This is a genomic window from Stenotrophomonas sp. STEN035, assembly GCF_056759935.1.
The window spans coordinates 24,743-36,976 of the sequence record NZ_JBRRDY010000043.1 but is presented as its reverse complement, the minus strand read 5'-3'; the positions used below and the strand labels follow the sequence as shown (position 1 = coordinate 36,976).

Sequence of the window (12,234 nt, the reverse complement as noted above, 5' to 3'; positions counted from 1 at the left end):
GCTCGGCATGGGCTCTACCGGTAAGGCCTCTGCCGAGCATGGCTCGGCACTACCAAAACAACAAAGGCCCGGATCGCTCCGGGCCTCTGCTTTTGCTCCACCTGTAGAGCCGAGCCATGCTCGGCTTGGGCTCTACCGGTAAGGCTTCTGCCGAGCATGGCTCGGCACTACCAAACCAGAACCGCCTACTTGTTCGGCGCAAACGCCAAGGTGCGACGGGTGGTGGTCGGGCTGCTGATCGGCTCGAACTTCCAGCGCTTCACCGCATTCAAGGCTTCGCGGTCGAAGGTACGTGCCGGGGTGGCGCGCAGTACGCGGGCGTCGGTGACCGAGCCGTCGGTGCCGATGCTCAGCTCCACCAACACTTCGCCGGAGGTGCCTGAACGCAACGCGTCGGCCGGGTAACGCGGGGCCGGGGTGCTGACTGCACGCAGCGTCGGTGCTGCAGCCGGCTTGGGCGCGGCGGCCTGCTGGGCGGCCGCCTGCGCCGCGCTGCGCTGCTCGGCTTCGCGGCGGGTGGCGGCCTGGCGCTCGGCTTCCTGACGCTCGCTGTCCTTGCGCGCGGCTTCCTGCTTTGCTGCCAGCTGCTGCGCGGCGGTGGCTTCGGCGGCCTGCTGCTGGGCCAGGCGCTGCTGCTCGACCTGCTGCTTGGCGCGGGTCTCGGCGTCCTTCTTGGCCTTGTCGGCTTCTTCGACGGTGCGGCGTTCGGCAACCTGCATGCTGCCGGTGACGCCCTGCTTCAGGCGCGGCAGCGCCGGCGCGGTCGGGTCTACCTTTTCCACCAGTGCGATCAGGCGCTGGGTTTCGGTGAAGTCTTCGCGGCTCAGGGCCTGCTCGGCGGCAATCAAGGTATAGGGCTGCAGGTCGGTCAGCGCGCTCTTGATCGAGGCGTCGTTGGGTAGCTTGTCGCGCAGCGCCAGGTAGTACTCCATGGCGTTGTCGCCAGCCGGCGCGTACATGCGGTTGTCGCGCAGTGCGGCGCTGGCCAGATCGCGCAGCTGCTGGGTGTCCATGGCCTGGACCTTCTCAGCTACCGCCGGTGCGGCCGGTGCAGCTGCCGCAGGCGTGGCTGGTGCAGCGGCGGGTGCGGCGGGTTCATCCTTGCCGGAACAGGCGACCAGTGTGGTCAGCAGAAGAGCGGGCGCCAACAGGCGCAGCTTGCCTTTACTCATGACGTACGACATCAAACATCCCCTTGAATCGACGAACGTGGACTGCGTTTGCCTTGGCGGCGCGAGGCGATGGCATTTCCCGATGCCGTACCCATCAGCAGTGAAGCGCGAATCTAGCATCGCCGGCAAGGTATGCGGCGGTCGATGATGACGTTGAAATGAAAAAGTGATGGGCGTCACATCATATGGCGCCCATCCCTGTTGTTGCTCAGTGCGCGTTGGATGCCGGCTTGGCGTGGCTGCCGGACATCAGCTTGTCGGTCCAGGCAATACCAATGGCCGACAGGATGAACACGCAATGGATGATGGTCTGCCACAGCACGCCGGCTTCGGTGTACTTGCTGCCTTCGGCGCCCAAGGTGCCGATCTCGATGAAGGTCTTGAGCAGGTGGATGGAGGAGATGCCGATGATCGCCATCGCCAGTTTCACCTTCAGCACCGAGGCGTTCACGTGGCTCAGCCACTCCGGCTGGTCCGGGTGGTTGTGCAGGCGCAGGCGCGAGACGAAGGTTTCATAGCCGCCCACGATCACCATCACCAGCAGGTTGGAGATCATCACCACATCGATCAGGCCCAGCACCGCCAGCATGATCAGCTGCTCGGTCATCTGCGTGGCCGAGTGGATCAGGTGCCACAGCTCCTTGCCGAACAGGAATACATAGACGCATTGCGCCAGGATCAAGCCCAGGTACAGCGGCAGCTGCAGCCAGCGTGAAGCGAAGATCAGGGAGGACAGCGGGCTCAGTGATTTCTGTTCAGACATTGGGAAGGATGGTGCGTTGCGGAAACAGGGGAGGTTACCGGTCGCCCGGAAGGCTGCCAAGCGGCTACCGTAGAGGCCCCTGAGGATGGTTCTGCCGAGGCGTATTCATGATCGACCTTTACTACTGGCCAACTCCCAACGGCCACAAGATCACCTTGTTCCTGGAGGAGGCGGGGCTGGAGTACAGCGTGCACCCGGTCAACATCGGCAAGGGTGACCAGTTCCTGCCGGAATTCCTCGCCATTTCGCCGAACAACAAGATGCCGGCCATCGTCGACCATGCCCCGGCCGACGGCGGTGCGCCGCTGAGCGTGTTCGAGTCCGGTGCCATCCTGCTGTACCTGGCCGAGAAGACCGGTCGCTTCATCCCGGCCGACCTGCGCGGCCGCGCCGCCACCCTGGAATGGCTGTTCTGGCAGATGGGCGGGCTGGGCCCGATGAGCGGGCAGATGGGTCATTTCAACGTCTACGCACCCGAGCGCATCCCCTACGCGATCGAACGCTATGACAGTGAGGTGCGGCGCCTGCACCGGGTGATGGACAAGCGCCTGTCCGAGTCGGCGTTCCTTGGCGGCGACGATTACGGCATCGCCGACATGGCCAGCTACCCGTGGATTGGTGCCTACGCCAAGCTGCCGGTGGATTTCGATGCCTTCCCGCACCTGCGCCGCTGGCACCAGGCCATCGCCGAGCGTCCGGGCACCCAGCGTGCCTATGCGATCGGGCCGACGGTGAACCCGCAGGCCGGCCAGCCGCTCAGCGATGAGGAAAAGCGCCTGCTGTTCGGGCAGCGCTGAAGCCTAGCAGGGGATCGGGCAGCGGCCGCCATGCCGGCGGCACGCTGCGCGGCGGAAGAATCACCACGCCAGCGGCGTGGCTTCCTGCTTCCAGAACAGCCAGCGACGGATCTCCGGGTGCGCGCCCACGCCGACCTGTTCCGGATTGGCGGCGGTCGATGTCAGGTCGAGCAGGTGCACCGTGCCCGAATGGCTGCCCACCGCCAGTAGGCGGCCATCGGCGGAACTGGCCATCGCACTGATGGTGCTGCCGACATGCTGCTTCCATAGCAGGTTGCCGGCCGCATCCACCGCGCGCAGGTAACCATAGGCGTCGCCCAGCACCAGTCCACCGGCCACCGTCGCGCTGGCGTAGATGCGCCCGCCCGGGTCCACCACCCGCAGCGCTGGGTGGTCTTCGTAGAAGTCGGTGCTGATCTGGCCAAAGGCGGCGGTTTCCACCGCGATGGTGGCGCCGTTGTAGAAGTGGCAAGCGTTCAGCGCGACATGCTGGCCATCGGCGAAGAACGCCGCGTGATGCGGGTACTCGCCGTGCGGACCAATCGTGCAGACCGCTTGGCCCTGGCCATCGAAGATCCGGTGGTGGCCATCCTGCTGGCCGCAGGCGATCCACTGACCATCGGGCGAAACCGCGGCATGCACCATGTCCAGCCGCACCGCATAAGGGTCTTCGTCGGCAGCCTGTTCCTGCAGTTCGTCGGCGGTCGGCAACAGCCGCTGGATGCCGCCGGCGCTGCACAGGAACACACCATCGGCACGCACCACCACCGCGCGCTGTCCGTCGTTGAAGGGGATCAGCTGCTGGATCGCGGCTTCGTCTTCGGCTTCGGCCAAGGCGGCCAGGCCTGCCGGCAAGGCCTCGTCGCCACGTGGCAGCGGAAGCTCGGCGACGGGCTCGCTTCGTTCGTTGTGCATGATGCGGATGTGCCGGTCCGTGGCGAACGCGACCAGCTGCCGGTCCGGGCTGCTGCCGAACATCGCCACGTCGGGCAGGGGACGGGCGTCCAGTCCGCGCACCATCAGCACCTGGCCCGGCTCGTACCAGGCACCGGTGCGCACCAGCAGGCTGCCGTCGGGCAGCCAGGCCAGCGCGCTGAAGCCCTGGCCATTGGCCTCCAGCAGCGGCTGGGTAGCCTCATGCAGCGGCGGCCATTGCCCGCGCAGCTGCGCCAGTGCCGCCTCGTCGCCGTTGGCATTGGCGGTGCGCAGCGCTTCCATCAGCGTCGGCAACAGCGCCGACAGATCGGGTGGATCCTGCGGCTGGCCCATGCCCTTCCAGTTGCAGGCATCACCACGGGCGACGTAATCGTTGAGATGGCTGGCGTAGGCATGGACGGCGGCCTGCCAGCGCAGGTGTGGAGCGGAATCGGTCATGTGGGTGCGAACGGGATCATCGAAGCAGGACTTTCGATGGAAGCACAGCACGCCGTGGTTCGCTAGGATGGCCCGATACGTGCTGTCCCGACAGGAATCCCATGCGTCCCTTGTTTCTAGCCCTTGCCATGATCCTAGCCACTCCCGCTGTCCACGCCGAAAAGCTCACCCTCGAAGCCATCACCGGCAAGGCGCCGCTGTCCGGCCCCACGTTGATGAAGCCCAAGGTGGCGCCGGATGGTTCGCGGGTCACCTTCCTGCGTGGCAAGGACAGCGACGTCAAGCAGCTGGACCTGTGGGAATACGACATCGCCAGCGGCCAGACCCGGCTGCTGGTCGATTCCAAGGTGGTGCTGCCCGGCACCGAAACCCTGAGCGACGCCGAAAAGGCACGCCGTGAGCGCCAGCGCATCGCCGCCTTCAGCGGCATCGTTGACTACCAGTGGTCGCCGGATGCGAAGACCCTGCTGTTCCCGCTGGGTGGCGAGCTCTATCTCTACGACCTGGGCAAGCAGGGCAGCGCCGCGGTGCGCAAGCTCACCAATGGTGAAGGCTTCAGCACCGACGCCAAGCTCTCGCCCAAGGGAGGCTTCGTCAGCTTCGTGCGCGAGCGCAACCTGTGGGTAATCGACCTGGCCAGCGGCAAGCAGCTGCAGCTGACCCGCGACGGCAGCGCCACCATCGGCAACGGTGTGGCCGAATTCGTCGCCGATGAGGAAATGGACCGCCACACCGGCTACTGGTGGGCGCCGGATGACTCGGCCATTGCCTTCGCCCGCATCGACGAATCGCCGGTGCCGGTGCAGAAGCGCTATGAGATGTATGCCGACCGCGTGGAGATGGTCGAGCAGCGTTACCCGGCAGCCGGTGATCACAACGTGCTGGTCACCCTTGGCGTGATCGCGCCGCGCGCTGATGCGGCGATCAACTGGGTGGATCTGGGCAAGCAGACCGATATCTACCTGACCCGCGTGAAATGGCGCGACGGCCAGCACCTGAGCTTCCAGCGCCAGAGCCGCGACCAGCACACGCTGGAGCTGATCGAAGCCAATCTGGCCGACGGCAAGCAACAGCTGCTGCTCACCGAGACCAGCAAGACCTGGGTGCCGCTGCACAACAGCCTGAAGTTCCTCAAGGATGGTCGCTTCCTGTGGTCGTCCGAGCGCAGCGGCTTCCAGCATCTGTATGTCTCCAGCGCGGATGGCCGCAACCAGACCGCCCTGACCTCGGGCAACTGGCCTGTCGATGAACTGCTGGCCGTCGATGAAGAAGCCGGCACTGTCTACTTCCGTGCCGGTGTCGACTCCGCTCTGCGTAGCGAAATCTATTCCGTGCCGCTGGCCGGCGGCACGCCGACCAGGCTGTCGAAGACCGCCGGCATGCACAGCGCCGCGTTCGCCAAGAACGCCAGCGTCTATGTGGACAGTTGGTCCAACAGCACCACGCCGCCGCAGATCGAGTTGTTCCGGGCCAATGGCGAAAAGATCGCCACCTTGCTGGACAACAACCTGGCCGACGCCAAACACCCGTATGCCAGGTACCGCGACGCACAGCGTCCGGTTGAATACGGCACGCTGACCGCTGCAGATGGCAAGACGCCGCTCAACTACAGCGTGATCAAGCCGGAAGGCTTCGATCCGGCGAAGAAGTATCCGGTCGCCGTCTACGTGTACGGCGGCCCGGCCTCGCAGACCGTGACCGACAGCTGGCCCGGCCGTGGCGATCACCTGTTCAACCAGTACCTGGCCCAGCGCGGCTATGTGGTGTTCTCGCTGGATAACCGTGGCACGCCGCGTCGCGGCCGTGACTTCGGTGGCGCGCTGTACGGCGTGCAGGGCACGGTGGAAGTGGCCGACCAGCTCAAGGGCGTGGAGTGGCTGAAGTCGCAGCCGTGGGTGGATGGCAACCGCATTGGCGTGCAGGGCTGGTCCAACGGCGGCTACATGACCTTGATGCTGCTGGCCAAGGCCTCGGACCAGTACGCCTGTGGCGTCGCTGGCGCACCGGTCACCGATTGGGGCCTGTACGACACCCATTACACCGAGCGCTACATGAACCTGCCGGCAGCCAATGTCGATGGCTACCGCGAAGCGCGGGTGCTGACGCACATCGCCGGGCTGACCTCGCCGCTGCTGCTGATCCACGGCATGGCCGATGACAACGTGCTGTTCTCCAATTCGACCGCCCTGATGAGCGCGCTGCAGCAGCGTGGCCAGCCGTTCGAGCTGATGACCTACCCGGGCGCGAAGCATGGTTTGTCGGGCGCGGATGCGTTGCACCGCTATCGGATGGCTGAGAACTTCCTTGGGCGTTGTTTGAAGCCTTGAGGAGTGTTGTTGTTTTGATTTGTGGGTGAGGGGGGCAGGCTTAAAGCCAAAAGCACCCCTCCCCAACTCTCCCCTTCGCTACGCGAAAGGGAGGGAGCAAAGCTCAGCCCCCTCCCTTTGGCCAAAGGCCAAGGGGAGGGTTGGGGAGGGGTGCTCCTGCTGTTGCTCCTGCCCCAATCCCGAATCTCCAATCCGGCCCAGCCCCCACTTCCTACCCTTGCCGCCCCGGCGGCGACTGCGTACGGTCAGCCCATCCCTTACGGAGCTGTCCATGAAGCCTCTCGTCCTCGCCGTCGCGCTCGCCCTTGCCGCCCCGCTGCCGCTCACCGCGACCGCCGCCGCACCCGCATCGACCAAGACCACGCCCGCTGCCCCGGCCTGGGTTGCGCGCAGCAATGAGCTGGCGCAGATCCTGCTGCAGGCGCAGGCACCGTTCCAGCCGGAGTTGACCAGCTTCTTCGGCGTGCCTGGCTATGACGACAAGGTCGTCGATCTGCGCGCCGACAACACCGGGCGCTACCGCGCCGCCATGAACAAGGCGCGCGACCAGCTGCGCGAGAAGCTGCAGGTCGAGCGCGATCCCAACCTGCGCCAGGATCTGGCGATCATGATCGGCGCCGCCGAGCGCAATATTGAAAGCAGCACCCTCAACGAACAACACCTGATGCCGTGGGTGGATGTGCCGCAGACCGTGTTCGGCGGCATCAACGGCCTGCTCTCCGACCAGGTGCCGGAAGCGCGCCGGGCCAAGGCACTGGACCGCCTCAATGCCTACCTCGGCAAGGCCCCGGGCACGCAGCCGCTGGCCACCCTCGCGCGCCAGCGCTACGAGGAAAAGAGCGGCACGCCCAATCTGCTGCAGCCGACGAAGATTGAAGTGGATCAGGCGTTGGCCAACGTCGACACCTACATCGCCGGCATCGGCAAGCTGTTCGCCAAGTACAAGATCGACGGCGCAGACGCCTCGCTGGCCGAGCTGTCCACGCAGATGAAGGATTACATCGCCTGGACCAGCAAGGAGGTGCTGCCCAAGGCGCGCACCGACAACCGCTTGCCGGCCGAGCTGTATGCCTTCCAGCTCAAGGAAGTGGGCGTGGACATCGACCCGGCCCTGCTGATGCAGCGTGCCCAGCTCGAGTACATGGAAACCCGCGCGATGATGCGCCAGTTGGCACCGCTGGTGGTGCAGGCCAAAGGCCTGAAGGTCGCCGACAACACCGACTACGTGGCGGTGATCCGCGCGCTGAAGCAGGACAAGATCAGCAACGACCAGCTCGAATCGCATTACCGTGGCGTCATCGATGCGATCGATCCGATCATCCACAAGCAGGGAATCGTCGACGTGCCGCAGCGCCCGCTGCAGATGCGCCTGGGCAGTGAAGCTGAAAGCGCTGCTTCGCCGGCACCGCATTACCTGCCGGCACCGCTGGTCGGCAACACCGGGCAGCAGGGCACCTTCGTGCTGCCGCTGGGCAACCCGGCCTCGGGCGAGAAGGCGCAGTACGACGACTTCAACTTCGGTTCGGCGGCGTGGACGCTGAGCGCGCACGAAGGCCGTCCCGGCCATGACCTGCAGTTCGCGGCGATGGTCGAGCGTGGCATCTCGCTGGCGCGCACCATGTTCGCGTTCAATTCCGTCAATGTTGAAGGCTGGGCGCTGTATGCCGAAGCCGAGATGGTGCCGTTCGAGCCGCTGGACGGGCAGATGATCGCGCTGCAGTTCCGCCTGCTGCGTGCGGCCCGTGCCATGCTCGATCCCGCGCTCAACCTGGGCCAGACCGACCGTGAGCGCGCCCGCAAGGTGTTGGTGGAAGGCGTGGGTCTGTCCGAGGCGATGACCACGCAGGAGTTGGACCGCTATACCGTCCGTTCGCCGGGTCAAGCCTGCAGCTACTTCTACGGCTACACCCGCATCATGGAACTGCGCATGCAGACCGAGCTGGCCTTGGGCGACAAGTTCGATCGCCTGGCGTTCAACAACTTCCTGCTCGACCAGGGCCTGTTGCCGCCGGATCAGCTGGCGGCCGCAGTCAACGAAGTTTTCCTGCCGGCACAGCGCCGCAAGTAAGCAAAAGGGCGCCGCAAGGCGCCCTTTTCATGAGGCCGGGATGTTATGGCTGCATTTGTAGGAGCGGCGTAAGCCGCGAAGCCGCAACATCATCAGATGACATGGATACCAACGACTTCAGCAATGTCAGCTTCGCGGCTGACGCCGCTCCTACAAAGCAATGCCAGCCCAGGCCGCTTCATTCCTTGTCGTTTGAAGGCTTCACCGTCGTACTGTCTGTCGCATCGGCCTCGAACAGATGCATCAGGTCGGCGCGGGCATCGCGTGAGGTCTGCATCACCGCCACCTCGTCGTCGTAGACCAGATGCTGGGCCTTGAGCAGTGCTTCATCGTGCTCGCGGAAACGCTGCACGTGGTCGCGCGCGACATTTTCCGGGAAGCCGAGCGCGGTCAGCACCCGTTCGCTGGCTTCAAGACTGGAGCCGAATACCTCGCGGAATGGCTCGGCCGACATGTCCAGCAGCTTCCATGCGTGCTGACGGTTGCGCGCACGCGCCAGCACCGTCGCCTTGGGATACATGCGCCGCACCAGCCGCACCGCGCGCAGATTGGTGTCCGGGTCGTCCATCGCCATCACGAACACGCGGATGTGTTCGGCACCGGCTGCGCGCAGCAGATCGGGGCGGGTAGGGTCGCCGTAGTACAGCTGGTTGCCGAAGCGGCGCAGGTCCTTGACCGTGTCCGGGTCGGCTTCCAGCGCCACAAAGGGAATGCGTTGCGCGGTCAGCAGGCGGCCGACGATCTGGCCGAAACGGCCCATGCCGGCAATCAACACCTTGGGCCGCTGTACCGCGGCGTCCTTCAGCGTTTCGTCCGGCTCGGGCTGCGCTGGCCGCGCCGGCGGCTTGAGCTGCAGCAGGCGTTGCAGGGCGAGCAGCAGCAAGGGCGTGATCGCCATCGACAGACCGACCACCGCCACCAGCCGGTCATGGTTGATGCGCCCGAGCAGATGCGCACGTTCGGCTTCGTTGAACACCACGAAGGCGAACTCGCCGCCCAGCCACAGCACGCTGCCCAGCATCAAGGCGCTGCGCAGCGACATGCGTGCTGCCAGGCCCAGCGCGATCAGGATGGAGAACTTCACCGCCAGCAGGATGGCCACGCCCAGCGCGATGATCTCGGGTTCGGCGGCAACCCGCTTCAGGTCGATGCCCATGCCAACCGCGATGAAGAACAGGCCGAGCAGCAGGCCCTTGAACGGCTCGATCTGCGATTCGATCTCGTGGCGGAACTCGGAGTCGGCCAGCAACACGCCAGCGACGAAGGCACCCAGGCTGGCGCTGAGCCCGGCCTCGGCCATGAACCAGGCCGTGCCCAACACCACCAGCAAGGCCGTGGCGGTGAACACTTCCGGCATGCGGGTACGGGCGACGATATTGAACAGCTGGCGCAGTATCGGCCGGCCGAGCACGATCACCAGCATCAGCGCACCCAGCGCGATGGAGGCATCCTGCCAGCTCAGGGTTTCGTTCTTGACCCCGCCCAGCAAGGGGATGGCCGCCAGCAGGGGAATGGCGACCAGATCCTGGAACAGCAGGATGGCGAAGCCTAGCCGGCCATAGTCGGAATTGAGCGCCTTGTGCTCGGACAACAGCTGCAGGCCGACCGCCGTTGAAGACAGGGCCAGCGCGGTGCCGATCACCAGCGCGCTCTTCCACGAGAAGTGATTGAGCAACAGCAGGCCGCCCAGCACCACCGCACTGATCAGCACCTGCACCGTGCCGGCGCCGAACACCGGCCGTCGCATCACCATCAGCCGCGACGGCGACAGCTCCAGCCCGATCACGAACAAGAGCATCACCACGCCGATCTCGGCGGCATTGAGGATGCGGTCGGCGTCCTGCACGAAGCCCAGCACATGCGGCCCCAGCACCACGCCAGCGGCCAGGTAGCCCAGCACCGCGCCCAGCCCGAAACGCTTGAATACCGGCACGGCGATGACCGCCGCCAGCAGCAGTACCAAGGCTAATTCGAGACCGGTGCCATGCATTGAAAGGGATTCCTTGATTGATTCAGCTGACCGGTCGGGCAGCTGCCTACCGAGGATTTCACATTATGCGGACTGTGCCGTGAGTGAATGCGAACAGCAGCCCTCCATTGGCGGGATGCAGCGGTGCAGGCTTGACCCCGTCGGCCAACAGGACCAGACTCGCGCCGCTGGCGGTAGAACCGCGCAGCACCTTTCCGGAGTCCAACCCATGTCCAGCGACAGTAGAAGTCGATCGCGATCGTCGACACCAGCGACGGCAACCGCCTGACAGGGCTGGTTCGCCCCGTGCTGGCGTTGCGGTCGCAATCCAGAACAGGCGAATCAACATGAACCAGAAGCAATTTCTGCGGCCAGTGGTGGACGCAGCCACGCTGAGCGCGCCCCTTGCCGATTACAACACCGCCGACGCGGTGGAGTATCTCAACGCCCTGCCATTGCCCCAGGCAACCAATACCCTGGCAGCATTGTCATTGCCGCGTGCGGTCAAACTGCTGGAAGCACCTGAGCTGCAGCATGCTGGGGAACTGATCGCGGCGTTGCCGCCGGCCCGCGCCGCGGCCCTGCTGGGGCTGATGGCCGACGACCGTGCCACCGATATCGTCCATGAGCTGGATGATGCCGAGCGCGCACGGCTGATCCCACTGCTGGCACCGGAGGCGCGGCGCTCGATCCAGCTGCTGCTGAGCTATCCGCCCAACACCGCCGGTGCCTTGATGACCACCGAGTTTGTCGGCGTGCCGGCAGACTGGACGGTGGCGCAGACCCTGCAGCACATCCGCGAAGTGGAGCGCAGCCGCGAGACGGTCTACGCCATCTATGTGCTGGACCCGCAGACCCGCCAGCTGCTGCAGGTGGTGACGATGCGGCGGCTGATCACCGGCGAGCCGGAGGATTCGATCCTGTCGGTTGCCCAGGTCAATCCGCCGGTGACGGTGGATGCCTTGCTCGACCAGGAAGAGGTGGCGCAGCTGATCCGCCGCCACGACCTGCTGGCGATCCCGGTGGTGGATGCACAGCAGCAGATGCTGGGGATCGTCACCGTCGACGACATCCTCGATGCACTGATCGATGAATCCACCGAGGACGTGCACAAGTTCGGTGGTGTGGAAGCCCTGGACAAGCCGTACATGCAGATCGGCTTCCTGGAGATGCTGCGCAAGCGCGCCGGCTGGTTGAGCGTGCTGTTCCTCGGCGAGATGCTCACCGCCAGCGCCATGCAGCACTACGAGGACGAGCTGGCGCGAGCGGTGGTGCTGACATTGTTCATCCCGCTGATCATGAGCTCGGGCGGCAATTCCGGCTCGCAGGCGACCTCGCTGCTGATCCGCTCGCTGGCGCTGCGCGAACTGCGCCTGCGTGACTGGTGGAAAGTTGCGCTGCGCGAGCTGCCAACCGGCGTGGTGCTGGGGGCGATCCTCGGCACCTTGGCGATCATCCGCATCACCGTCTGGCAGCTGGCCGGTCTGCACGACTACGGCGAGCATTGGAAGCTGCTGGCGGTGACCATCGGCGCGGCGCTGATCGGCATCGTCACCTTCGGTTCCCTGTCCGGCTCGATGCTGCCGTTCGTGCTCAAGCGCCTGGGCTTTGACCCGGCCAGCGCCTCGGCCCCATTCGTGGCAACGCTGGTGGATGTCACCGGGCTGGTGATCTATTTCAGCATCGCCGCAATGATCCTCGGCGGAACGTTGCTCTAGCAATGTAGTGCCGAGCCATGCTCGGCAAGGGCTCTACCGGCAAACC

The 12,234-nt window shown here is 65.3% G+C and carries 7 protein-coding genes and 2 pseudogenes; 4 read left to right on the top strand and 5 right to left on the bottom strand.

All coding sequences use genetic code 11. The features are described from left to right. Positions 1-185: 185 nt before the first annotated feature. Together ACVOLL_RS18370 and ACVOLL_RS18365 are read right to left on the bottom strand one after the other, a co-directional pair. Complete coding sequence (locus ACVOLL_RS18370; RefSeq protein WP_481514196.1) at positions 186-1,172, bottom strand: energy transducer TonB; 987 nt, start codon at positions 1,170-1,172, stop codon at positions 186-188. Positions 1,173-1,380: 208 nt separating this feature from the next. Further along, positions 1,381-1,935, bottom strand: coding sequence for a TIGR00645 family protein (locus tag ACVOLL_RS18365; RefSeq protein ID WP_481514195.1), 555 nt, complete (start codon positions 1,933-1,935; stop codon positions 1,381-1,383). A 107-nt stretch (positions 1,936-2,042) separates the two neighbouring features. Here ACVOLL_RS18365 and ACVOLL_RS18360 point away from each other — a divergent pair, with 107 nt between their 5' ends. Next, positions 2,043-2,732 (top strand): glutathione binding-like protein, encoded by a 690-nt coding sequence (locus ACVOLL_RS18360; protein ID WP_481514194.1) that lies wholly within the window; start codon positions 2,043-2,045, stop codon positions 2,730-2,732. A 60-nt stretch (positions 2,733-2,792) separates the two neighbouring features. Here the strand turns inward: ACVOLL_RS18360 and ACVOLL_RS18355 are convergent, their stop codons facing one another. After that, positions 2,793-4,106 (bottom strand): WD40 repeat domain-containing protein, encoded by a 1,314-nt coding sequence (locus ACVOLL_RS18355; protein WP_481514193.1) that lies wholly within the window; start codon positions 4,104-4,106, stop codon positions 2,793-2,795. 101 nt (positions 4,107-4,207) lie between these two features. On the opposite strand from ACVOLL_RS18355, the gene ACVOLL_RS18350 reads away from it, so the two are divergent. Together ACVOLL_RS18350 and ACVOLL_RS18345 are read left to right on the top strand one after the other, a co-directional pair. Continuing rightward, the gene (locus ACVOLL_RS18350; RefSeq protein ID WP_481514192.1) at positions 4,208-6,433 is read left to right on the top strand and encodes a S9 family peptidase; all 2,226 of its coding nucleotides are present in this window, start codon (positions 4,208-4,210) and stop codon (positions 6,431-6,433) included. 271 nt (positions 6,434-6,704) lie between these two features. Further along, positions 6,705-8,501 (top strand): DUF885 domain-containing protein, encoded by a 1,797-nt coding sequence (locus tag ACVOLL_RS18345; protein ID WP_481514191.1) that lies wholly within the window; start codon positions 6,705-6,707, stop codon positions 8,499-8,501. Between the two features lie 178 nt (positions 8,502-8,679). Here ACVOLL_RS18345 and ACVOLL_RS18340 read toward each other — a convergent pair. Both ACVOLL_RS18340 and ACVOLL_RS18335 read right to left on the bottom strand, forming a co-directional pair. Beyond that, positions 8,680-9,288, bottom strand: a pseudogene (locus tag ACVOLL_RS18340) (NAD-binding protein); the annotation flags it as partial. A gap of 71 nt (positions 9,289-9,359) precedes the next feature. After that, positions 9,360-10,491, bottom strand: a pseudogene (locus tag ACVOLL_RS18335) (monovalent cation:proton antiporter-2 (CPA2) family protein); the annotation flags it as partial. Between the two features lie 326 nt (positions 10,492-10,817). Here ACVOLL_RS18335 and mgtE point away from each other — a divergent pair. Then, complete coding sequence (gene mgtE, locus ACVOLL_RS18330; protein ID WP_481514190.1) at positions 10,818-12,188, top strand: magnesium transporter; 1,371 nt, start codon at positions 10,818-10,820, stop codon at positions 12,186-12,188. Positions 12,189-12,234 lie beyond the last annotated feature (46 nt).